The following is a 23,031-nucleotide window of genomic DNA, read 5'->3' on the forward strand; positions in this document are numbered from 1 at the left end:
GGAGAGTGCCCATGGATGACTTCCGCGCCGTTCTCGTCGTCGACGCCGAGAGGTTCAGCGCTCATCGCGACGTCGATCTGCCGGACGTCCACAAGGAGATCCGGGAGGTCCTGGCCGTCGCCTGCGCGGACAGCGGGCTGCGCGGTATATGGGACAACGTCAAGTTCAAGGAGAGCACGGGGGACGGAATCCTCGCGGTGCTTCCGCACGAGGCGGTGCCCGCGCTCATCGACCCGTTCCCGCGGCGCCTCCAGAGCGCCCTGGCCGAGAGCGCCCCGAGGTTACGGGCGCGTGGGCTGCGGCTCCGGCTGCGGGTCGCCCTGCACGTCGGGCTCGTGGACGACGAACGCGTCGACGCGCCCGGCATCTCCACCGCCGTCATCGACACCTGCCGCCTGCTCGACTCCGCGCCGTTGCGACGCGCCCTCGACCGCAGCGACCCGGAGGTCACCTTCGCCGCCCTACTGATCTCCGAGGACCTGTTCACCGCGTACGTGCGGGGCGGACGGAGCAGCCTGCGCGAGAGCCAGTTCGAGAAGGTCCAGGTCCAGGTGAAGCGGTACGACCGGTCGGCCTACCTCTACGTGCCCGTTCCGTCCAGGACTCAGCGGCCGGACGAGGACGACCCGCCCGCCGAGAAGCGCGCCGCGCCCCCGCCCCCGCCGTCGGGGACGTCCATCAGCGGCATCACGATCCCCGGCGACGGGACACAGAACGCCTTCGGGAACACGGTCGGCGGAGACCTGCGCCAGGACCGCCGATGACGACGATCGACGAGGTCACCGTCACCGGTGACGGAACCCAGAACACGTTCGGCAACACCGTCTCCCGCGATCTGATCGTCAACCAGCTCAGCTTCGTGCGCGGGCGTCCTTCGATGGTCCTGTCCGAGGGCGAGATCGAGGATCGTGTCGCGGAGTATGTGCGGGCCCGCAACCACGCCCTGATCGTGGACGTTCTCGCGCGGAACCACGCGATCGCGCTCGTCGGCCCCCCGGGCGCCGGGGTGGCGACGACGGCGATCGCGGCGCTGCGGGAACTGCGCTCAGATATGCCCATCCGCCTGTTCTCCACGGGGGAGGACGATGTGGAGGGGATCCCGGGCGCGGAGCGCGGTTACCTGGTCCGGGCCGGCGACGAGGACGAGACGCGGCTGCGGTCCTGTCTGGAGGCGGTCCGCGCGTCCGGCGGGTTCCTGCTGGTCGTGGGCACCGAGGGCGAGCAGGAGCCGTTCGCCGAGTTCCTCCCGGTGGTCGCGGTGGAGCCGCCGCCGGCGGAGGCCGTCTACCGGCGCCGGCTGGAACGTCGCGGGTTCGGCCGGACGGGCTGGCCGGGCTGGCCCCGGGCCGGGGAACTGCTGAAGGGCGCGCTGCCGGGGGACGCCCGCCGCCTCGCCGACCTGGTCGCGACGGCCGGTGACGAGATCGAGGTCGAGCGGGCCTATCTCGGCTGGAAGGACCAGGTGACCGGCTGGTTCGCCGACCATCCCGGGCTACGGGACCAGACGCTGCTGGTGGCCGCGGCGACGATCGCCCCGGCGGACGAGACGAGCGTGTACGGGGCCGCGCTGTCCCTGGCCCGCCAACTCAAGATCAATGTGGAGGGCGGTGGGCTGGCCTGGTGCCCGTCCACTGGGCTGAGTGAACTGCTCGGCGCGGACCGGGCGGACGAGGGGATCGTGTTCCGCCGCCACGGCTACGCCGAGTCGGTCCTGCGGCATGTGTGGGACGACTATCCGCTGGCGCGTCTGGACCTGCTGTCCTGGCTGTCGACGCTGCCCACCGACGATGTGGTGGCGCTCGCTCCCGGTCTTCGACAGAAGCTCGTGGAGGTGTTCGCCGATCTCGGTGCCGAGCACGGGGCCGCGGAGAAGATCGTGCAGATGGCGGAGGCCTGGGCGGGGGACCGGCACCGGTCGGCGGACCTGGCCTATGTGGCGCTGGCCCGGACGTGCCTGCACCCGCTGGTCGGGGGGCGGGTCCGGAAGCGGCTGTACGACTGGTCCAGGTGGCGGCAGGCTCCGCAGACGTTGAAGCTGACCGTGGCACGGGTCTGCCAGGTCTTGGGCGAGACCCATGTGACGATCGCGCTGACCCGTCTGAAGCACCTCGCGACCCACGGCAACGAGCAACTGCTCGACGAGGTCCTCGATGTGGCGAGGACGCTCGCCGTGGCGCATCCGCGCGCGGTCTGCTACGCGGCCATGGACTGGTGCAGGACGTCGGTCGACCTGGCGTCGAACCAGGACGGTGCGCGCCGCGCCCACGCGGGGTTGCGGCTGTTGCTCGATCTGGCGCCGGCGGGGTGGACGGACGCCGTACTGAAGGTCATCGGGCATCTCGCCTGCCATCGCGGGGAGCGGATGCGGCAGGTCGCGTCCGACGCCGCGCTGGAACTGGCGGTGCGCCATCGGGGCGCGGTGGTCGGCGCGGTGATGGCTTGGGTGGTCAACGCGGACGACCGTCCGTACGAGGAGGCGGCTTCTCGCACGGGGTTCGGCACGACGCTGTTCCTGCGTCTGGCGGCCGAGCGGGACGCCGCCGGGCTCGCCGTGACGCTGACCGGCCCGGACGCGGTGGCGCCGACGGCGTGCACGCCCGCGTGGAGCGTGGCACTGGCCGCCGAGGCGGGGCCGGCGGCCGGGCACGACGGCTTCGCCGAGGCGGCGGCCCTCTGGCTGGACACCGCGGTGGCACGGCCGGACCTGCGGTCCTGGATCGTGTCGATGTTCGAGGCGGCGACCGGCGACGACCCGGTGCGGTGCGCGTACATGGTGGGCTTCGTCCGCGGCTGGGCGGGCGAGCGCCGGTCCTGCCGAGACGTGCGGGACGACGTACTCGTCCGGCTCCTTCGTCCCGAGTGGCGGCGGTGGGTGCTGGCGGGCTGGGTGTGGTTGCGGCGAAGGTTCGAGGCCACGCACCGGTCGTGATGGCCCTGGCCGCCCGGCGCCTGCGGACGCGCCGGGTCCGGTCATGGGGAGGGGTGTCTTCGGGACGGTTCCGTCCCGAAGACACCCCTCAACCCGGGCTCGTGCCGAGGTTTCGTGTCAAGGATCCCTGTGCGCTGGGGATCCCCGGGTCAGTTGGCCTGTTTGAGTGGCTTGAGATACTTGCCGGGTTCGGCGAGCTGCTTGTCGGCGATGGCCTTGAAGAAGGCGATCCGGGTCTGTTCGTTGGCCTGCCGCTTCATGACGTCGTCGACGTTGCCGGAGTTGACGATCAGGGTGCCGGGGTTCCACCAACCCTCGGGCAGTTTCTTCCCGTCGCGCCTGCTCCGGACCATCATCTCGGTCGCGATATAGCCCTTGAGCCAGTGCTCGGGCGAGGCGAGGGCGAACAGGGACCCTTCTTTGACCGCCTTCAGCGCCGCGGGCTCCAGGTCGCAGGAACCGGCGAGGAATTTACGACCGGTCTGCTTCTTGATCAGGGGTAGGGAAACGCCGGCCTGGGCGCCGACTCCGAGGAAGCCGATGGCCTTCGGATTGTTCTTGACGAGTGCGTTCCAGGCGTTGTAGTTGGCGGTCGGCTCCGACTTGGTGTCGAACGGACCCTTGATCGTCAAGGTGGGGCGTTCCTTCTTGACCACCTCGATGATGCCCTTGACCCGCTGTTCGAGCACGGGCAGGCCCGGGACGGGGTTGCCGATGACGAGATCGCCCTTGGTGCCCGCCGGAACGTGCTTGATGAACTCCTCGCCGAGCGTGCGTCCGACCTCGGTGTTGCTGTTGCCGACGAACAGGTTCGTCTTCGTCCCGGGCGGCGCGGCGGCGTCCACCGCGACGGTCGGGATCTCGTTCTCCGTCGCCTGCACGAGGGGGCGCGTGAAGAGATCGGGGGCCAGGGCCTGCAGGGCGATGCCGTCGGTGGAACTACGGATGGCCGAACGGAACAACTCGACCTGGACCGGGCCGTTGACGCCGGTCGGCGCGGACGCGTTGAGCGTGACGTTGCCGTCCGCGGCGGCGGCGGCCTTGGCGCCGTACGCCATTTCCTGGAACGGGTTCTGCGTGGTGGTCGAGTAAATGAATCCGATCTTCAGTTTGCCGGACTTCTTCGCCTCCAAGCCGCCCGAACCGGAACCGCATCCCGCCAACGCGACGGTTCCTATCAGCACTGTGGCAAGAGTTAAGGGTCTGATCTTCACGTTCGCTCTCCTCGCGGGGGTGTTCAGAGACCGTTCCTGTGGCTCTCATGCCGCCTACCACGGCGTAGCCGGAGGTCGCCCGCGACGGTGGAGGGAAAGAAGCCACCGATGCCCCAGGCGTACCGGCTGACCGCGAAGGTTGCAGTATTGCAGACCGATGATGACGACGTTGGGCATAACGATAGAAAGGCGACTTGTGGTCACGCAGGGCGAGCGGCGCATTGCGGAAAGCCGACGGACGTTTTTTGGTCAATTCTTGACCGAAAAGAACGGTTGACCGCTCGGCGCTCGAACGCCAAGGGGCGTGCCGGAGCGGATGCCGCTCCGGCACGCCCCTTGGGCCGCCATGGAAGACCGGGACACCGTCCCGGATGCCGGTCTCTCGGGTCAGGCCGCGCCCGAACCGCCGGCGAGCGCGGGAACGCCGCCGAGAACTCCGGTGATGTTCTGTGCGCTCGGTTCCGTCGGATTCAGTTGGCCTGGTCGAGCGGCTTGAGGTACTTGTCGGGGTCGTCGAGCTGCTTGTCGGCGAGGGCCTTGAAGTAGGCGTTACGGCTCTGTTCGTTGGCCTGCCGCTTCATGACCTCGTCCACGTTGCTGCCGTTGACGACCAGGGTGCCGGGGTTCCACCAGCCCTGGGGCACCTTCTTCCCGTCGCGCTTGCTCTGGATCAGCATTTGGATCGCGATGTAGCCCTTGAGCCAGTGCTCGGGGGAGGAAAGGGCGAACAGGGACCCATCCTTGACCGCCTTCAGGGCCGCCGGGTCGAGGTCGCAGGATCCGGCGAGGAACTTGCGTCCGGTCTGCTTCTTGATGAGAGGCAGCGAGACGCCGTCCTGGGCACCGACACCGAGGAAGGCAATGGCCTTCGGGTTGTTCCTGACGATCGCGCTCCAGGCGTTGAAGTTGTCGGTCGGCTCGGACTTGGCGTCGAACGGGCCCTTGATCGTGAGGGTCGGACGTTCCTTCTTGATGACGGCGATGAGCCCCTGGATGCGCTGTTCGAGCAGGTGCAGTCCGGGGATGTCGTTGCCGATGACGACCTCGCCCTTGGTGCCCGCGGGGACGTTCTTGATGAATTCCTCGCCGAGCGCGCGTCCGACTTCGGTGTTGCTGTTGCCGACGAACAGTTTCGTCTTCGTCCCGGGAGGTGCCGCGGCGTCCACGGCGACGGTCTGGATGTCGTTGTCGGCGGCCTGGTTCAGCGGACGCACGAAGAGGTCGGGCGCGAGGCTCTGGAGGGCGATGCCGTCGGGGGAACTCCGGATCGCGGAGCGGAACAACTGGACTTGGACCGGGCCGTTGACGCCGGTCGGCGCGGACGCGTTGAGCGTGACGTCGCCGTCGGCCGCGGCGGCGGCCTTGGCGCCGTACGCCATTTCCTGGAACGGGTTCTGCGTGGTGGTCGCGTAGATGAATCCCAGTTTCAACCGGCCCGACTTCTTCTCCCCCGCACCGCCCGATCCGGAACCGCATCCCGCCAACGCGACGGTCCCGATCAGCATGGTGGCCAGGGCAAAAGATCTGATCTTCACGTTTGCTCTCCTCGGGGTGTGCAGAGACCGGGCCTGTCGCTCCCACGCCGCCGACCGCGGCGCAGCAGACCGTCACGTACGACGATGGCGGAAGCGGATCGCCAATGCCGCACACGTTCCAGTTGGCCGGGAGGTTGAAGTATTGCAGATCGTCTATGGCCGCCTTCACCGGAACCCCGCGGCCCGACGGCCGATGGTCACGCGGAGCGAGGGGACCATCGACCACCGGTTCGAGCCGCCATGAGGCGTGCCGGGCCGGACGGAGTCCGACCCGGCACGCCTCACCGGCTCTCGTGCCCCTGTGCGGGCGGGATCACTTCCCGTTGCCCGTGTTGGAGATCCGGACGATGGTGTGCTGGTCCAGGTCCGAGCCCGACAGATGGGCGGCGACCTTGCCGCGGTGGAACACCAGGACGCGGTCGCAGGCGGTGGTCAGCTCCTCCAGGTCGGTGGAGGCGAGCAGGACCACGGCTCCTTCCTCGGCGGCGGTCCGGATGAGGTCGTGGATCTCGGCCTTGGCGCCGACGTCCACACCCCGGGTCGGGTCGTCCAGCAGCAGAACCGTGGGAGAGGCGTCCAACCATTTGGCGAGGACGACCTTCTGCTGGTTGCCGCCCGACAGCAGCCCGACCCGCTGTTCCACGTCCCGGCACCGGATCCGGAGCCGGTCGGCGTGACCGCGGGCCCGTGTCCGCAGCGCCTTGCCGCGCACGACGAGGCCGTCGCGGCTCAGCCCGACCGAGCGGACCTGCCCGATGTTCTGCCAGATCGGCTGGTCCAGCATCAGACCACGACCGCGCCGGTCGCCCGAGACCACGGCGACACCCGCGCCGATGGCCCGCCGCAGACCCTTGGGAACGGGACGGTCACCGGGAAGCCGGACGGTGCCGCTGGTCGGGCGCCGCAGCCCCGCGACCAGTTCCAGGACCGCCAGATGCCCGGCACCCGCCAGACCGGTGACGCCGACGATCTCCCCGGCGTGAACCTGGAGGTCCACATCGGTGAGGACGTCGTCGACCGAGACGTTCCGCAGGCTCAGCTCGATCTCCGACCGCACGGTCCGCGGGGCCGCCTCGGCCGCCGCCACGGCCTCCGGCCGCGGACCCAGCATCGCCGAGACGATGTCGTCGATCTCCAGGTCCTTGCGGTCGGCGCCGCTCAGCACCGTCCGGCCGTCCCGCAACACCGTGATCATGTCGCTGAGCTGCATGACCTCTTCGAGGATGTGCGAGACGAAGACGACCCCGACCTGGCGGTCGCGCAGGACCTGCAGGATGCCCAGCAGCCGGTCCGAGCCGTCCCGGTCCAGCGCCGAGGTCGGCTCGTCCAGGATGAGCACGCGCGGGTTGGTGAGCAGAGCGCGGCAGATCTCGACCAGCTGGCGCTGTCCGAGCGACAGCTCCCGGACGAGGGTCCGCAGGTCGACGTTCAGCCCCAGCTCGGACAGGATCGGCCGGGCCGCCTCGACCATGGCGCCGCGGTTCAGGAACGGGCCGCGCCGTGGTTCGCGCAACGGAAAGAGGTTGGCGATGATGTCGAGGTCGGGGAAGAGGTTGAGTTCCTGCGACACCACCGCGACGCCGTGCCCGACGGCGTCGGCGGTGGAGTGGAACGAGACGGGGGAGCCGTCCAGGGTGAGCGTCCCGGAGTCGGGACGGATGGTGCCCGAGAGCACCTTCACCATGGTCGACTTCCCCGCCCCGTTCTCGCCCAGGAGCGCATGCACCGACCCCGGCTCGACATTGAGCGAGCCGTCGGCGAGCGCGGTGACGCCGCCGTAGGTCTTGGTGATGTTCTGTGCGCTCAGCACGGTCATGTCAGCACCGTCAAATCAGTTGGCCTGGTCGAGTGGCTTGAGGTACTTGTTCGGGTTGGCGATCTGCTCGGCGACGATCGACTTGAAGAACTCGGTCCGGGTCTGCTCGTTGGTCTGCCGCTTCATGATCGCGTCGATGTTCTCGGAGTTGATGATCAGGGTGCCGGGGTTCCACCAGCCCTCGGGCAGCTTGGTGCCCTCGCGCTTGCTCTTGGCCAGCAGCTCGATCGCGACATAGCCCTTCAGCCAGTGCTCCGGCGAGGACAGGGCGAACAGGGACCCGTCCTTGACGGCCTTCAGCGCGGCCGGGTCGATGTCGCAGGACCCGGCGAGGAACTTGCGTCCGGTCTGCTTCTGGATCAGAGGCAGGGAGACGCCGTCCTGGCCACCGACACCGAGGAAGGCGATGGCCTTCGGGTTGGCCTTGACGATGGAGTTCCAGGCGTTGAAGTTGTCGGTCGGCTCGGACTTGGCGTCGAACGGACCCTTGATCGTCAGCTCGGGCCGCTCCTTCTTGATGACGGAGGTGAGGCCCTCGATGCGCTGTTCGAGCAGGCGCAGACCGGGAATGTCGTTGCCGATGACGACCTCGCCCTTGGTGCCCGGCGGGACGTGCTTGATGAACTCCTTGCCGAGCGCGATGCCGACCTCGGTGTTGCTGTTGCCGACGAACAGCTTGGTCTTCGTCCCGGGAGGCGCGGCGGCGTCCACCGCGACGGTCGGGACGCCGTTGTCGGCGGCCTGGTTCAGCGGACGCACGAACAGGTCGGGCGCGAGGCTCTGCAGGGCGATGCCGTCCGTCGAGTTGCGTAGCGCGGAACGGAACAGCTGAACCTGCTGCGGGCCGTTGATCCCGGTCGGCGCGGCCGCGTTCAGCGTGACCTTGCCGTCCGCGGCGGCGGCGGCCTTGGCGCCGTACGCCATTTCCTGGAACGGGTTCTGCGTGGTGGTCGCGTACATGAAGCCGAGCTTCAGCGTGCCCGTCTTCTTGTCTCCCGAGCCGCCTTCGTCGCTTGATCCGCAACCGGCCAGGGCGACCGTACCTATCAGCACTGTGGCCAGGGTGAATGACCTGATCTTCACGTTTGCTCTCCTCGCGGGGGTGTTCAGAGACCGAGCCTGTCGCTCTCACGGCGCCGACGGCGACGTACCAGGCTGTCCAGCGCGACGGCGGCGAGAATGACACCGCCGGTCGCGAACGCGCTCCAGTTGGCGGGGATGTTGAAGTACTGCAGACCACTGGTGACGACGCTCAGGAGCACCGCGCCGAGGCAGGCGCCGATCACGGTCGCGCTGCCACCGCGCAGCGGCGTTCCGCCGATGATGGCGGCGGCGATCGCGGAAAGTTCGAATCCGGTACCGATGTTGGGGTCACCGGACGTGAAGAAGGCCAGCCCCAGGACGCCGGACAGGCCCGCGAGCAGACCGATCAGGACCAGCGCCTGCATGCGCACCTTGGGGATGGAGATGCCGGAGAACGTCGCGGCGTCGGGGTTCGAGCCGATCGAGCGCACCCGGTAACCGAACGGGGTGAACCTCAGGACCAGCGTGAGCAGCACCGCGACGATGATCAGCACCCACACGCTGGTCGGGACCCCGAGCGTCTTGCCGCCGAGAATCGTGAAGAACGAGCTCTCCAGCGGCAGGCCCGTGACCTGCTTGCCGTCGCTCAACGCGAGTGTCAGTCCGCGGAAGACCGACAGCGTGGCCAGCGTGGCGACGATCGCCGGAATGCCCACGAACTGCACGATCAGCGCGTTGATGAGGCCGAGGAAGCCGCCGAGCAGGATGCCGAGGATCGCCGCCGGCCAGGCCGGCAGTCCCTCGTTCATCATCACCCCGGTCGCGATCACCGTGAGCCCGAACGTCGATCCCACCGACAGGTCGATCTCGCGCATCGACAACAGGTAGGACATACCGCAGGCGAGCAGGCCCACGTAGACCGCCGACTGGAGGGTGTCCAGAAGCTGGCCGACCCGGAAGAACTCCGGGTGCAGGATGCTGATGAAAGCGACCAGCGCCAGGGTCGCGATCAGGACGCTCGTGGCCTCCCCACGCCCGGCCCGGACGGCCAGTACCGGAAGCTTGGCCTGGGTCAGTGAAGCGGCCTGTCCCCAGCCCCGTGCCGGTTCGACCTTGTTGTCCGTATCGGACTGCCGTTGGGCGGTCACTTGCGGCTCCCTTCTTCGTCCCCGTTGGACGGTGCCGAAAGTTCACCGTCTTCCCGGTCGTTGCTCTTGGCTGTGACAGAACAGTCCTTGTCTGTGACAGCACGACCAGCGGAAGCCCGCATTTTGCCATGAATCCTGCGCCTTACGCTGCCTCCACGTTTCGGTGGTTGATATCGCCCACGGAATCATCGGGAGGCCCTTCATGTCCCAAGAGCGTCGTCACCAGGCGGACGTGATCGTCGTCGGTGCGGGTTCCGCCGGATCGGTCGTCGCGCGACGGCTGGCCGACGCGGGACGGAAAGTGCTGGTCATCGAGGCGGGACCGCATCGCGACGAGCCCGCGGTGGACGACCCGGCCCGCATGCACGAACTGTGGGACTCGCCCCTCGACTGGGCATTCCGCACCGTCCCGCAGGAACACGCGGAAGGACGGCGCCTGCACCTTCCGCGCGGCAAGGTCGTCGGTGGGTCGCACGCGCTGAACGCCATGATCTGGGTGCGGGGAAACCCCGCGGACTACGACCATTGGGCTTCGCTGGGGAACAAGGGCTGGTCCTGGCGGGACGTCCACCCGATCTTCGCCCGGATCGACGGGCTCGGCGGCCCCGAGGGATTCGACGGCGAACCGGACCGGATTCTCGACGTCGTCACCGAATACGAGCCCGCCCCGGTGCAGCGTTCGATCGTGGAGGCCGCGCACCAGGCCGGGCTGCCGGTCAACCCGAACTACAACGGCGAACGCCAGGACGGCGTGTCGTTCATGCACTTCACCCTCCGGGACGACCAGCGGCTCACGACCGCCCGCGCGTACCTGGAGCCGGTGCTCGGACGCGGCGCCACGATCGTCCCGGACGCGAACGTCCGGCGGCTGATCCTCGAAGGACGCCGGTGCGTGGGCGTCGAATGGGACCGCGACGGTGAGGTGGAACGCGGGTACGCCGACGAGGTGGTCGTGTGCGCGGGCGCCATCGGGTCGCCCGTCCTCCTCCTCCGGTCCGGGATCGGCGACGCGGACGCGCTCGGCGGCTCGGGCGTCGACACCGTCGCGCATCTGCCCGGTGTCGGCCGCAACCTCCAGGACCACTGGCTGGTGCCGGTGATCGCCTCGACCGACCGTCCGTCCACCACGCCGCCGGGACTGCCCCACACGCAGAGCCACCTGTTCTGGCGCAGCCGCCCAGACCTTCCGGTGCCCGACCTCCAGCCGCTCCATTTCGGGGTGCCGCTGTACGAGTCCTGGATGGACGGCCCTCCGAACGGCGTCTCCCTCATGGCGGGGCTGGTGCGTCCGGAGTCCCACGGCGAGATCCGCCTTGCCCCCGACCCGGCGGACGCGCCCCTGATCGACCCGCGTGTCCTCTCCGACGAGGCCGACCTGGAGGCGCTCGCCGCGGCCGTCCGGCTGTGCCAGGAGATCATCGCCGCTCCGGAACTCCGCGACACGTGGGGCGCGCGGGAGCTGTACCCCGGCCCGCTGGGGGAGGGCACCGACGGCCTGCACGCCTATGTCCGCAGGTCCGTCGTCACCTACCACCACCAGGTGGGGACCTGCAAGATGGGCGTGGACGACGACGCGGTCGTCGACCCGGACCTGCGCGTCCACGGCGTCGAGGGACTGCGCGTCGCGGACGCCTCGATCATGCCGACCGTGCCGACCGGCAACACCAACGCGCCCGCGGTCATGATCGGGGAGAAGGCCGCCGCCCTCATGATCGCCGCGGCTCCCGGCCTCTAGGGACGCCCGATATGGTCGGGGACGTGAGCCAACCGTACGTCCCTCCACCGGCACCGGCACCGGCGCGCGGACAGTCAGCGTTCAGGGATCTGTTCACCGGTGCCGGATATCTGTTGCGCGGCGTCCAGTGGATGGCGCGCCGTCCGGGGCAGTGGCTGTTCGGGCTGATCCCCGCGCTGATCGTCCTCGTCGTGTACGCGACGGCGCTCGTCTTTCTGGCGTTCCAGATCGACGATCTCGCCGGATGGGTGACCTGGTTCGCCGACGACTGGTCGGACGGGGCGCGGACGGCGGCGCGGGTGGCCGCCGGGGTCGCGATCTACGGCGCGTCGCTGTTCGTCGCCGTGCTCACGTTCACGGCGGTGACGCTGCTGGTCGGGGACCCGTTCTACGAGGCCATCGCCGTCCGCGTCGAGGAGTCGCAGGGCGGGGCGCCGCCGGAGCCGGACGTTCCGCTGCTCGTCCAGATCGGCCGGGCGATCAAGGACACGGTGCTGCTAGGGGCGATCGCGCTGGGACTCGCCGTGGTGTTCTTCCTGGTTGGCTTCCTGCCCGTGCTGGGACAGACCGTCGTGCCCGTGGTCGCGGCGCTGGTGTCGGGCTACTTCCTGGCGGGAGAGCTGACCTCGGTCGCGTTGGAGCGGCGGGGGATCCTGCGCGCCGAGCGGTTCGCCCGGATGAAGGCGAACCGTCCGCTGGTCGTCGGGTTCGGCGCGGCGACGTTCCTGACCTTCATCATTCCGCTGGGCGCGGTGCTGATGATGCCGGGCGCCGTCGCGGGCGCGACCCTGCTGGCCAGGGAACGTCTCGCGGACGGCCCGGAGACGCCGGAGGTGCTCACGGCGCCGGACGGCGACTCGATCTGGAGTGACTGAGGCGAAGGAAAGTTGTGTCCTGAGCGTGATTGCCCGCCGGAACCCAACTGCTGATCTTGGCGTAACGTGTGCCGCATGTCCGATCAGGGGGAGCGCGGCGTGCGCTGGACCGACATGAGCGACGACGAGCCGCGGGACGGATCGTCCCACGATGTCTGGGGCAAGGTCGAGGAGCAGCCCGCCGAGCCCCGCGACGAGCCCCGCGACGAGCCCCGCGATGAGGACGTCCGGGTCGCGCCCGTCCCGGGGGACGAGTCGCCCCAGTGGGAGGGGTCGCTGTTCGACGGGCCGGACGGCGGCGACGATGACGGCCCCGGCGTCGCGGGATACGTTCCGGCCGTCCCGACGGGCGCGGGAACCCCGGCCAAGCCCGGCAAGCCGAGCAGCGGCAACTGGCAGATGCCGGACTGGATGGCGGACGAGGCCGCCGCCGACGCCAAACTCGGCGCCTCGACCGGGTCCCGGCACGACGCCCTCGACGGCGGTGGCGGTCGGTCCCGCGTCGTGCTGTTCGGTGGGGTGGGCCTGCTCCTGCTCGCGCTGGTCGCGGCCGGCGCCACCTATTTCGTCAAGAGCGGCGGCGACGACGAACCGGCGGAGAAGACGGACGGTAAGGCGGGCCGGGCGGCGGCGACCGAGGAGCCGGCGGTCGCCCTGGTCGAACTGCCGCCGGACAAGAGGCTCAAGGCGTTCCCCGGCCAGCCGAGCAAGATGCTGGGACGGGTCGACGACGTCCACTCGGGCCTGTCCTACCCGCGGTTCGCCGCGCCGTGGATGGTCCCCACCAAGAAGAACAAGCTGGGCACGCCGGGATGGTCCGGGCAGCAGATCCTGGTGACCGAAAGGAACGGCGGGCGGCTCTGGTACGGCCAGCTCATGACCGGGACGCTGGGGCCGAGCCTGCAGAGCGCCTACCAGGGCCCCGACAGCGTCAAGAACGCCGCAGGGCTCGCCGCGCAGGGACACGAGGCGCGGTACTACGCGTTCCCGCACCGGACGGTGCCGTTGGCGTCCCAGCCGCTGAACGTGGACGGCCGCCAGGGCTGGATGATCGCCTCGTACCTCACCTACCAGCGGGACGGGGTGCGGGCGACCGGGGAGGTCCTCGCCACGGCCGTGATCGACACGGGCCGCCGGACGCCCGCGGTGGTGTTCGCGTCGGTGCCGAACACGCACAAGAAGAAGTACCCGGACGTCAACGAGTTCTTCCGCCGGCTCAAGATCGCCTCCTGAGCAGGATTTCGCGCCGTTCCGGGGCCGCTCCGGCGTTCGTCGGGGGCGAACGCTAGACTCTCCCGTGGAGAGTCGCTCTTCATTTGTGTCTCTCTACCTTAGAGTGAGTAGGGAGGGTGAGGCCCGTGTCGGCCTCGGAACGCGAGCGGTTGGCGGCCGAACTTCAGCAGGCCATGCGGCGCAACACGATGTTCACGGTGTTGCTGCACCATGCCACCGCGAGCAAGGCCGGTATGAACGTCACCGACGCGCAGTGCGTCAACGCGCTGTCGCTGGACGGTCCGCAGACGCCGGGTCAGCTCGCGCAGCTCATGGGCATCACGACCGGGGGCGCCATCACCGCCGTCATCGACCGGCTGGAGAAGGCGGGATTCGTCAGACGCACCCGCGACCCCGACGACCGCCGCCGGGTGATCGTCGAACTCGTCGAGGAGAACGTGGGCCGGTTCGGCCGCTACTTCGCGCCGATCGGCCGGTCGTTCCGTGAACGTCTCGACGAGCACACCGACGAGCAGATCGCGGTGCTGCTCGACTGGATCCGCGGGTCCAACGAGGACATGCCCGGCATCATCGAGGAGATCAGGAAACTTTCCTGACGGCGTCGGCGCGGTTCCGGGACCGCCCCCGTCCGTCCCGGAACCGCGTCGGCATGGTCCGGGACGGCCGCGGCGGTCCCCCCGGCCGCGGCGGCCGTCCCCGGAGTCCCTGATCGAGTCGACCCGATCGGTGACACCAGAGAAGTCACCGCCTACACCCCAGGTCACACGGCCTCTACCCGGTGACTTCGGTCACATGTCGGCAATTCGGTCATCGCGCTACGCGGCCCGCCGAGTTTCCGTAAGATCGCCCGAGGTGAGCATGAGGCACGCACGGGGGAACGGCGGGTGAGCGTGGAGGCGCTGCGTCCCGAGGACCCGGCCGAGATCGGCGGCTACCCGCTGATCGCCCGTATCGGCGCGGGCGGCATGGGCCAGGTGTATCTCGGACTCACGGGCGGCGGCAGGCATGTCGCCCTCAAGGTGATCCGCGAGGACTTCGAGGGCCCGCAGGCCCTCGCCCGGTTCCGCCGCGAGGTCGCGACCGTCGAACGGGTGCGCGGCCGGTTCACCGCCGCGATGGTCGGCGCGGGCCTGGACGCGCCGCCGTACTGGCTGGCCACCGAGTACGTCCCCGGCCCGACGCTCCGGCAGGCCGTCGCCGAGCACGGCCCCCTGCCCCCGGACACCTGCCGGCGGCTGCTCGCCGCCCTCGCCCAGGGACTGCTGGAGATCCACCGGCACGGCGTCCAGCACCGCGACCTCAAACCCGGCAACGTCATCCTCGCCCCGGACGGTCCCCGCCTGATCGACTTCGGCATCGCCCGCGGCGAGGGGCAGACCCAGATCACCCAGACGGGCGCGTGGAACGGCACCCCCGGCTACGTGGCGCCCGAGGTCGTCCGCGAGCAGGAGTCCGAGCCCGCGTCGGACGTGTTCTCCCTCGCCGGCACCATCGCCTACGCGGCGACGGGACGCCCGCCGTTCGGCGGTGGACGCATCGAGGCGATCATCCACCGCACCCTCGACGGGGACATCGACCTCGACGGGGCCGACCCCCACCTGGCCGACCTCGTCCGGCGCTGCGCCTCGAAGGACCCCGGTTCCCGGATCTCGCTGGAGCGGCTCCTGGAGACCGCGGCGCCCGCCGGAGCCCTCGCCGACGACCCCGCCTACCGGCGGCTCGTGGGCGCCCCGGCGCCGGTGCCCACCAGCATCACCGACGCCGCCGCGTTCGGACTCGTCCCGCCCGAACGCACCCGCACGACAGTGGCGGGCGGCATGCCGATCCGCTCCCGCGCCGCGATCACCGCGGCGTCCGCCGGAATAGTCGCGATCGTCCTTGGCGGCGCCTTCGCCGCCCGATCGATCTTCAACGGCGACGACGGCTCACCCGCCGGCACCAACGCCCAGCCCGGAACCAACCAGAACGGGACGAATCCGGGCGACGGTTCCACCACGACACCCTCGGCGGGCCCGTCCACCTCGCGCACTCCGGGGCCCGGCGGACGTCCCCCGGACGTCATCCTGGTGAAGAAGCCCACCCAGGACTTCCGGGAGGTGACGTTCTCCCCGAAGGACCTCACCTGCCTGCCCGCACTCCGCCCCGAACCCGAGGACGAGACGCTGGCCTACCAGTTCCAGGTCTCCGCGCCCCGAACCCCCTACTCGGGACGTTCCGTAGAGTTCGGCGCGCGCTTCAAGTACGGGGCACCACCGAACTACTACGTGGCCGCCCAGGTCCGCCCGCCGGGACCGCACGGCAGCGCCGGACCCGGCTGGATGCAGAGCAAGCCGTACCTGTACCGGGGCGACCCGGGAGTGGACCTCACCTTCCCCCGCGACTTCCAGTGGAACGGCTCGGGCGCCGGAGCCGAGACCGAGCTGAGGTCGGGCGTCTGGACGGTCGTCTGGTTCCACGTCCACCCCAACGGCGACGCGTACTACATCGGCTGCGACGGCTTCACCGTCCGCTGAGCGAGCCGGACTCTGGAATCGAGGGGCACATGCGAACCGGACTACGGGGAAGGACGGCCCTGGTCACCGGGGCCTCCCGTGGCATCGGCCTGGCCATCGTCACCGCACTGGCCGCCGAGGGCGCCAATGTGGTCCTGTCGTCCCGCGGCCAGGAGGCCCTGGACGAGGCCGCGAGGCGGATCGCCGCCGCGCACCCGGACGTGGGCGTCCTCGCGAAATCCGCGCACGTGGGCGACGCGGACCAGGCCGCCGCCTGTGTGAACGCCGCCGTCGCCGAGTTCGGCGGCATCGACGTCCTGGTCAACAACGCCGGAACGAACCCCTACTACGGGCCGCTGGCCGACATCGAACCCGCCGCCGCGGAGAAGACCGTCCAGGTCAACCAGTTCGCGGTCGTCCAGTGGACACGACTCGCCCTGCGCGCGTCCCTGGCGGAACGCGGCGGCGCGATCGTCAACATCGCCTCGGTGGGCGGCCTCGTCACCGAGGAGGGCATCGGCTACTACAACGCCACCAAGGCCGCCGTCATCCACCTCACCCGCCAGTTCGCGATGGAACTGGCCCCCAAGGTCCGCGTCAACTGCGTCGCCCCGGGCCTCGTCAAGACGCGCCTCGCCCGCGCCCTCTGGGAAGGCAAGGAAGAACGAATCAGCCGCAACACCCCACTGGGCCGCATCGGCGAACCCGAGGACATCGCCAACGCGGTCGTCTTCCTCGCCGGCGACACCGCGTCCTGGATGACCGGCCAGACCCTCATCGTCGACGGCGGCTCCACCATCCGCGCCTCGATCACCTAGAGCACCCTGTCACTTTCACCCACGGCCCTCCGTTATGAACACCGAACCTCCAGCCCGCCATTACGACCCCGGACGGTGGCTGGCGCAATTCGCCGACCGAATCCTTGTGGTCTGCCCGCGATGCAACGGCCGCGCGCTCATTGTTCCCCGCCCTGGTCTGCCCGCCCCCGAATACTCCAGTGAGCTGCTGTTCCAGCCACGCCGCCTGGCCTGCGGACGGTGTGGTGCCGCCGCCGACTGGGAGCCGGAAAGACGTGGTACCGGCCTGATCGGCGCGGTCCTGGGCGGTACGGAGGACCCGTTCTTCCACCGACCCCTATGGCTTCAGACACGTTGCGTCGGCCACACCCTATGGGCTTACAACGAGGAACACGTCACCGAACTGTCGGCCTATGTAGGCGCCAAGTTGCGCGAACGCGGTGACATCCGTCCAACGATGGCAATGTTCGCGCGCCTGCCAGTTTGGATGAAGCGATCCGACAATCGCCGCGAGGTCCTGGCCGGCCTGGAGACACTGCGAACTCTGGCCACCCGTTCGACCCCCGCCGACCGCTCCGACGCCGCACACGAGCGCGACGACCGCCCCCGCCCGCACGGAAGCATGTACTTCCGAGGCGGCCCCTATGAGGGCCCCTCCTGAGAAAGCGCCATGCCAAAAGGGTCCGACCGAATACCCGGACGTCGCCCCCTGCTGTCGGCCCGTTATGTAACGATGGTCCACGATGGACATCGAACCGCCCTCCTTTGACGACGCGGAAGCCTTCTCTCAGCAGTTCGCGGCGGAGACCGAGAAGATGAACAGGTGCCTCGACCTCCTGAACGACCTGGCGGAACGCGCCGCGTCCGAGCCGCCACCTCCGGGCAACTTCCGCCCGGACAAATTCCGTCCCCGCTGATTCGGTCCTCCGAAATCCGCAGGTCCTCCACAACCAAGGCTGAAATCTGCTGACATCGTCCGATAAGCCCCTTTACCCTCGTCATTGAGGTTGTCAGAGCAACGGGGGGCGCCTATGGCGATCGACGGCTGGAATATCGAGGTGGCCGGTATCCGGGCCGCCGTCGCACGGACCATCGCGGCGATCGAGCCCCTGGAAGGCCAGGCGAAGACCTACCTCGACGCCGCGTCCTCCGCGGGCACCGCTTCCGGCAGCGGCCGGATCAATGAGGCCTTGCTGGGCTTCGCCCAGCACCACAAGTACACGCTGGCCCTCGCGACCAAACGCACCGCGAACTGCGTCAATGGCGTCACCCGCGCGACCAACGCCTATCTCCGCGGCGATGCGGAAATGGCCGAAGCCGCCCAGCGCAACGCCCGTATCGCCCCCACCCCCGCCGACCTGGGAAAGCGGAAATGATCAACCCGGACGGCATCGAACAGATCCTGCGACCCTTGGACCCGGCGGGCCTCGGGCATGCAAGAGACAGTCGAACGTAAGTTTGCCGAGTGGGAGAAGAGGAATCCCGGAGGAAGCCCCAACGATTTCTTCACGCAGCCCGAGTTTCGCACGATAGAGTCGGCCACGAAGGACCCTAATGAATGAATCCACCGGTGGTCAGGACATGATCTCGCCAGAGTTGGTGGACGTGGCTTGGCCGTGGAGTGTGAACAGCACGCCCGGAGCGGAGCGCGATCCGTCTCTCAGTCACACACCCGAAAAGATGGGCGCCGCCATTGACTCCTTGCGCGCCCTTCTCCGCTTTCTGGAACGACATGGGACCAAGGCTGAGGCGGCCCGCGAGGCGATACCAAAGCTGGATGAGATGCCGTGGGGCCTGATGGATTCGGAGTTCGATGAACTGATGCCCACGATGACCGACCTGACCCGGTCGAACTTCCGGCGGTGGGTCAAAGAGAAATTCAATCCGGCCTGGATCGGTGCCTCTTGGGACGAGCCGCCCGACGAAGTCGTCGAGGCGGTGGGCTGGATCTGGACTACCGGAAGCGTGCAAATCGCTATGAAAGCCGTTTCTGAGTGGCTGGTGCAGGAGTTTCGGCGGGACGAGGAGAACCCGGCTCTCCCGAAATTTCTGGAGATGGTTGCCGCGAGTGTACCGAAACTGGGTCATCACAGTCTCTTTATTGTGGGGATCATGTGCAGGGCTGGAAAGGAGAAGGCTCTTCCCTATTTTGATCGTCTTGGGCGGGACGAGCGCATTCCTTCAGATATCAGAGAGAGCGTGATGGATCGGTATAGGCTCATGGCAAAAAAATGACGGAAACCCGATCTAGTTGAGCGGCTTCGCTGATGAGTGGGCGTGGTGAAGCGCGGGACTTGGTCGCGGCGGAGTCGGCGGACGTGCCTCCGCCGTGGGATATGAACAGCGGTGAGGAGCTGGATGACCTTCTGGAGCGGCGACTCTCCGTCGATGCCCGGCAGATCAGGGCCGCCCTGATCTCCTACTCCGCGTTCCTGCGATTCGTGGAACTCCGGAGCGCGACGGTGGCTGCCGCGAAGGATGCCATGCCCGAGCTGGCCAACGCCTACTGGTTGGGATGGGAGATCGAACTTCTCCAGATCATGCCCAGGATGTCGGATCTCACGTGGCGGAACTTCAGGAGATGGGCCGAGAGATTCGATCCGGCGAGTATCGGGAAGAACTGGGACGAACCACCTGAGCAGTACATTGAAGCGGTGGCGTGGATATGGACCGGCGGCAAGGTCGACGGCGCCATGAGCACGGTGGAGGAGTGGTTGATCGCCTACTTCAGGCGAGTTTCGGAGCCGTTCGGGCTAACTGATTTCCTGGAGATCGTCACCACGTTCATTCCGAAGGTGGGCCGGTTCGGCGCCGGACTGGTCGGTGTTGCGGGGCGCGCGGGACAGAAGGAGGCTCTTCCGTTCTATGCTCGCCTTCTGGGTAACCCTGAATTGCCCTCCGAAGTTCGAGACGAGGTCGAACACTGGCGCGACTACTGCTCAAGCCTTCCCGGCTGAAGAAAGCGCGGTCGGTGGCGATCTTTATGTCATTTGGGGGCGGGTGTGAGTAAAGATGTGGTGGCGTTGTTGGGGCGGGAGCCTCGGGAGGAGAAGGTGCGGGCGGCGGTGGAGGTCGCCGGGGGTGTCCCGCGGGTTGTGGAGGGTGCGTCGTTGTCGGTGCGGATGGGGGAGGCGTTACGGGTCTGTGCGGAGAGCGGGCGGGAGTTCGCGCTGGCCACCGGGCCCGGTCGGATGACGTTGCCGTTGCGGCTGATGATGGGGCCCGGGGCCCGGTGGGTGGTCAAGAGCGGTGATGGGACGTACTACGACGGGCTGAGCGGGCTCCGGTTGGAGTGGGACGGGGAACGGTTCGTCCCGGGCGAGGAGATCCATCCGGTGTTCGACGACGGAGTGGAGCCGGAGGGGCGGCAGGTGCTGGTGACGGGCACCGTTCGGCATGAGGCGTCCGAGAAGCTGATGCTCGGCGGCGTCGTCGAGGTGGTCTATCGGTGGTTGGTCGGGAGCGGCCCCCACGGGTGGGGGACGTGTGAACCGGCGGCCGTTGCCTGGGAGCCGGCATCGGTGACCGAGTACTGCCGAGGGAAGGCGCCCGAGCCGGCGTGGTTCGTGCATGTGGGAGACGGGGCCATCGGCACGTCGGAGGTCGCGCGGGCGGTCGGTGGGATCGAGGAGACGTTCACCGTGGCGGTCGCGGAGGATGTGGTGCGGGCGTTCGGGAAACTCGCCGAGGTCGTGTGCTCGCGGTATTCGCTGGTGTCGCTGACCGTGCAGGCGATGCCGGGGCGCAGGGATCTGGCCGCCGAGCCGTACTTCCGGGGGTTGCCCGCACCGATCGGGTTGGCGGTCGGAACGGAATGGTTCGACGTGGGGGGCGGGTGGGGGAGCTTGTGGAACGGCTGGGTTCGGCGAGGTTTACCGGTATGGGGATCGGGGAGGGTGGGGCAGATCCGATGAAAGACAGAGACGTGAGGAGCTGATCGTGCTCACGCTGACCAGCGGTGCCGTCCAGGTCATCCGTACCGTGACCGCGAATCCGGAACTTCCGCCGGAGACCGGCATCCGCATCGAGTCCGGGCTCGACGGCTCGGACGCCCTGCGGCTCTCGGTCGCGCCCGCCCCGGAGGCGGGCGACCAGGTCGTGGAAGAAGAGGGCGCCAAGGTGTACCTGGAGGCCGGCGTCGCCCAGATGCTCGATGACAAGACCCTCGACGCCCAGGTCGACCCGCAGGGCGATGTGGCGTTCACCATCGCGGAGGGGCCCGGGACCCCTACCTGACGGGCTCGCGGAGCCGGGGCGCCGGTCCCGGCGCCCCGGCTTCAGCGCACCGCCGCGATCACGGCCACCACGGCCAGCACGAACGCCACCGTGGTGAGGACCATGAACGCGGCGACGACCACGCAGGCCAGACCGCGTGGCTGGTCGCGCCATGACCCGAAACGGTCACGCGCCTGTCGGTCCAGTTCCTCCCGCGACGGCCGCCCCGCGTCCTCGGAATCGGGGGAGGGCATGGGCGTCACGGTCGCCAGTCTGGCAGACGCGGCGACGGACGCGGGGTGGTCCGGGCGATCGGACGGCCACCGTGAAAAGATCTCCGGATGCGTCTCACGAAGCTCGGCCACGCATGCGTCCAGATCAGTAGGGACGACCGGACGATCCTGATCGACCCCGGTTCGTTCAGCGACGCGTCCGAGGCCCTCGCCACCGCCGACGCGGTCCTGATCACTCATGAGCACTTCGACCACTTCGACGCGGACGCGCTGCGCGCCGCCATGGCCGAACGTTCGGACTTGCATGTCTGGACGTCCCGCGTCGTCGCCGAGAACCTTGCTGACCTCGGTGGACGCGTCCACCAGGTCGGTCACGGCGACGCCGTCACCGTTGCGGGATTCGACGTCCACGTGTACGGGGACGAGCACGAGATCCTGCACCCGGATGTGCCGCCGATTCCGAACACGGGGTTCCTGATCGAGGGTGAGGTCTTCCACCCTGGGGACGCGCTGACCGTCCCGTCGGAGCCCGTCCGAACGCTGTGCCTGCCGGGCAACGCGCCCTGGATGAAGATCCCCGAGCTGTACGCGTACACGCGGGAGGTCCGGCCGGAGCGCGCGTTCGTCATCCATGACGGGCTGCTGAACGACATCGGCCTGAAGGTGATGCAGACCCATGTGACCAAGGCGGGCGAGGAACTCGGCAGGGAGTTCGTCCGGCTCGCCCCCGGCACCACGGTGGACCTGACCGCATGAAGCCTGGTCCGCCGCCCCTTCAGGCGGTCTTCTTCGACATCGGCGAGACGCTGATCAACGAGGGGGAGATCTACGGGCGCTGGGCCGACTGGCTGGGCGTGCCACGGCACACGTTCCTGACCAAGCTCGGCGCGGTGCTCGCGACCGGCGGCACGCACATGGACGTCTTCGAGTACTTCCGTCCGGGGTTCGACCTGCGGGCGGAGGAGCGCGGGCGGCGGGAGGCCGGCGTCCCCAACGGGTTCGGCCCGGACGATCTGTACCCGGACGCCCGCGCGTGCCTGTCCGGGCTTCGTGACCAGGGTCTTTTCGTGGGGATCGCGGGGAACCAGCCGGTGGAGGCCGCCGAGCAGATCGCGGCGCTCGGGTTGGACGCCGACGTGGTCGGGATCTCCGACGTGTGGGACGTCCAGAAACCGGCCCGCGAGTTCTTCGAACGGTGCGCGCAGCTCGCGGACGTGCTGCCCGACCGCGTCCTGTACGTGGGGGACCGCATCGACAACGACGTCCGGCCCGCGCTGGCGTTCGGGATGCGGGCCGCGTTCCTCAGGCGCGGCCCGTGGGGGCACATCCAGGAGGACCCCGAGGCGTTGCGGCGCTGCCTGTTCGTCCTGGACGATCTGGCCGGTCTCCCCGAACTCGTCGCCGCCCATAACGCCCCCTAAGGGACGTCCCCTAGCCCCCGAGTATGGCGTGGAACAAGTCGTACGACCGATGTGGCGTCCGCTGTCCGGTTCGTAGCGTGGAAGACATGGCCGTGAAGGGCGCGGCCATGTTCACACTTCAACGATTCGGGGAGAGAAGACCTCATGAACGGCTTGTATCGTCCGCGCGACGGCAGGATCATCGCCGGTGTCTGCGCGGGGCTCGCGCGCCGGTTCGGTATGACGCCCACGACCGTCCGGCTGCTGTTCCTGCTGTCGTGCCTGCTGCCCGGCCCACAGTTCGTCGTCTACCTGGTGCTCTGGGTGATGATGCCCACCGAGGACCGTTACATGGCGGGCGTCCGCTGACGCATGATCATCGTTGA

At 68.8% G+C, this 23,031-nt stretch carries 24 protein-coding genes; 18 read left to right on the forward strand and 6 right to left on the reverse strand.

What is annotated here, in order from left to right:
• The first annotated feature begins 11 nt into the window (after positions 1-11).
• Together BZB76_RS09205 and BZB76_RS09210 are read left to right on the forward strand one after the other, a co-directional pair.
• Positions 12-764: a hypothetical protein gene (locus BZB76_RS09205; RefSeq protein WP_121433872.1), complete on the forward strand. Its 753-nt coding sequence runs from the start codon at positions 12-14 to the stop codon at positions 762-764.
• Positions 761-2,929 (forward strand): hypothetical protein, encoded by a 2,169-nt coding sequence (locus BZB76_RS09210; protein WP_121433873.1) that lies wholly within the window; start codon positions 761-763, stop codon positions 2,927-2,929. Before BZB76_RS09205 ends, BZB76_RS09210 begins: the two co-directional genes overlap by 4 nt.
• 149 nt (positions 2,930-3,078) lie before the next feature.
• On the opposite strand, the gene BZB76_RS09215 is transcribed toward BZB76_RS09210, so the two are convergent.
• The 5 genes from BZB76_RS09215 to BZB76_RS09235 all read right to left on the reverse strand — a co-directional run bounded on the left by BZB76_RS09215 (position 3,079) and on the right by BZB76_RS09235 (position 9,665).
• Positions 3,079-4,143, reverse strand: a complete 1,065-nt coding sequence (locus tag BZB76_RS09215) for a sugar ABC transporter substrate-binding protein (protein WP_121433874.1) — start codon at positions 4,141-4,143, stop codon at positions 3,079-3,081.
• A gap of 470 nt (positions 4,144-4,613) precedes the next feature.
• Positions 4,614-5,678, reverse strand: coding sequence for a sugar ABC transporter substrate-binding protein (locus BZB76_RS09220; RefSeq protein WP_211342914.1), 1,065 nt, complete (start codon positions 5,676-5,678; stop codon positions 4,614-4,616).
• Between the two features lie 313 nt (positions 5,679-5,991).
• Entirely contained in the window at positions 5,992-7,494 is a 1,503-nt protein-coding gene (locus BZB76_RS09225; RefSeq protein ID WP_121433876.1) for a sugar ABC transporter ATP-binding protein, read from the reverse strand.
• A gap of 15 nt (positions 7,495-7,509) precedes the next feature.
• Positions 7,510-8,577, reverse strand: a complete 1,068-nt coding sequence (locus tag BZB76_RS09230) for a sugar ABC transporter substrate-binding protein (RefSeq protein ID WP_211342915.1) — start codon at positions 8,575-8,577, stop codon at positions 7,510-7,512.
• A gap of 23 nt (positions 8,578-8,600) precedes the next feature.
• Complete coding sequence (locus tag BZB76_RS09235) at positions 8,601-9,665, reverse strand: ABC transporter permease (RefSeq protein ID WP_121433877.1); 1,065 nt, start codon at positions 9,663-9,665, stop codon at positions 8,601-8,603.
• 202 nt (positions 9,666-9,867) lie between these two features.
• On the opposite strand from BZB76_RS09235, the gene BZB76_RS09240 reads away from it, so the two are divergent.
• The 13 genes from BZB76_RS09240 (at position 9,868) to BZB76_RS09295 (ending at position 21,033) form a co-directional block, all read left to right on the forward strand.
• Entirely contained in the window at positions 9,868-11,400 is a 1,533-nt protein-coding gene (locus tag BZB76_RS09240; RefSeq protein WP_121433878.1) for a GMC family oxidoreductase, read from the forward strand.
• Positions 11,401-11,423: 23 nt separating this feature from the next.
• Complete coding sequence (locus tag BZB76_RS09245; RefSeq protein WP_246006842.1) at positions 11,424-12,275, forward strand: EI24 domain-containing protein; 852 nt, start codon at positions 11,424-11,426, stop codon at positions 12,273-12,275.
• A 75-nt stretch (positions 12,276-12,350) separates the two neighbouring features.
• Positions 12,351-13,508: a hypothetical protein gene (locus tag BZB76_RS09250; RefSeq protein WP_121433880.1), complete on the forward strand. Its 1,158-nt coding sequence runs from the start codon at positions 12,351-12,353 to the stop codon at positions 13,506-13,508.
• Positions 13,509-13,633: 125 nt separating this feature from the next.
• Positions 13,634-14,104 (forward strand): MarR family winged helix-turn-helix transcriptional regulator, encoded by a 471-nt coding sequence (locus tag BZB76_RS09255; protein WP_211342916.1) that lies wholly within the window; start codon positions 13,634-13,636, stop codon positions 14,102-14,104.
• 288 nt (positions 14,105-14,392) lie between these two features.
• Positions 14,393-16,021 carry a serine/threonine protein kinase gene (locus BZB76_RS09260; RefSeq protein WP_121433881.1) on the forward strand — a complete coding sequence of 543 codons (1,629 nt, stop codon included), beginning with the start codon at positions 14,393-14,395 and terminating at the stop codon, positions 16,019-16,021.
• A gap of 29 nt (positions 16,022-16,050) precedes the next feature.
• Positions 16,051-16,818 carry an SDR family oxidoreductase gene (locus tag BZB76_RS09265; protein ID WP_121433882.1) on the forward strand — a complete coding sequence of 256 codons (768 nt, stop codon included), beginning with the start codon at positions 16,051-16,053 and terminating at the stop codon, positions 16,816-16,818.
• A gap of 34 nt (positions 16,819-16,852) precedes the next feature.
• The gene (locus tag BZB76_RS09270; protein ID WP_121433883.1) at positions 16,853-17,458 is read left to right on the forward strand and encodes a hypothetical protein; all 606 of its coding nucleotides are present in this window, start codon (positions 16,853-16,855) and stop codon (positions 17,456-17,458) included.
• Between the two features lie 82 nt (positions 17,459-17,540).
• On the forward strand, positions 17,541-17,714 hold the full coding sequence (locus BZB76_RS34665) for a hypothetical protein (protein ID WP_170180556.1): 174 nt from the start codon (positions 17,541-17,543) through the stop codon (positions 17,712-17,714).
• Between the two features lie 114 nt (positions 17,715-17,828).
• Positions 17,829-18,173, forward strand: a complete 345-nt coding sequence (locus BZB76_RS09275) for a DUF6507 family protein (protein WP_121433884.1) — start codon at positions 17,829-17,831, stop codon at positions 18,171-18,173.
• Between the two features lie 178 nt (positions 18,174-18,351).
• Complete coding sequence (locus BZB76_RS09280; protein WP_147449385.1) at positions 18,352-19,032, forward strand: hypothetical protein; 681 nt, start codon at positions 18,352-18,354, stop codon at positions 19,030-19,032.
• A 59-nt stretch (positions 19,033-19,091) separates the two neighbouring features.
• A complete protein-coding gene (locus BZB76_RS09285) occupies positions 19,092-19,754 on the forward strand; it encodes a hypothetical protein (RefSeq protein ID WP_147449386.1) in 663 nt (220 codons plus the stop codon).
• A gap of 45 nt (positions 19,755-19,799) precedes the next feature.
• Positions 19,800-20,711 (forward strand): DUF6177 family protein, encoded by a 912-nt coding sequence (locus tag BZB76_RS09290; protein ID WP_147449387.1) that lies wholly within the window; start codon positions 19,800-19,802, stop codon positions 20,709-20,711.
• A gap of 25 nt (positions 20,712-20,736) precedes the next feature.
• Positions 20,737-21,033: a Fe-S cluster assembly protein HesB gene (locus tag BZB76_RS09295; RefSeq protein ID WP_117398996.1), complete on the forward strand. Its 297-nt coding sequence runs from the start codon at positions 20,737-20,739 to the stop codon at positions 21,031-21,033.
• Positions 21,034-21,074: 41 nt separating this feature from the next.
• On the opposite strand, the gene BZB76_RS09300 is transcribed toward BZB76_RS09295, so the two are convergent.
• Entirely contained in the window at positions 21,075-21,266 is a 192-nt protein-coding gene (locus tag BZB76_RS09300; protein WP_121433888.1) for a hypothetical protein, read from the reverse strand.
• An 87-nt stretch (positions 21,267-21,353) separates the two neighbouring features.
• Here BZB76_RS09300 and BZB76_RS09305 point away from each other — a divergent pair, with 87 nt between their 5' ends.
• The 3 genes from BZB76_RS09305 to BZB76_RS09315 all read left to right on the forward strand — a co-directional run bounded on the left by BZB76_RS09305 (position 21,354) and on the right by BZB76_RS09315 (position 23,014).
• Complete coding sequence (locus tag BZB76_RS09305; protein WP_121433889.1) at positions 21,354-22,001, forward strand: MBL fold metallo-hydrolase; 648 nt, start codon at positions 21,354-21,356, stop codon at positions 21,999-22,001.
• Positions 21,998-22,666 carry an HAD family hydrolase gene (locus BZB76_RS09310; RefSeq protein WP_121433890.1) on the forward strand — a complete coding sequence of 223 codons (669 nt, stop codon included), beginning with the start codon at positions 21,998-22,000 and terminating at the stop codon, positions 22,664-22,666. The genes BZB76_RS09305 and BZB76_RS09310 overlap by 4 nt, the downstream gene beginning before the upstream one ends.
• Positions 22,667-22,810: 144 nt before the next feature.
• Positions 22,811-23,014: a PspC domain-containing protein gene (locus BZB76_RS09315; RefSeq protein ID WP_121433891.1), complete on the forward strand. Its 204-nt coding sequence runs from the start codon at positions 22,811-22,813 to the stop codon at positions 23,012-23,014.
• The last annotated feature ends 17 nt before the right edge of the window (positions 23,015-23,031 follow it).

Source organism: Actinomadura pelletieri DSM 43383 (genome assembly GCF_003634705.1).
Lineage (GTDB): Bacteria > Actinomycetota > Actinomycetes > Streptosporangiales > Streptosporangiaceae > Spirillospora > Spirillospora pelletieri.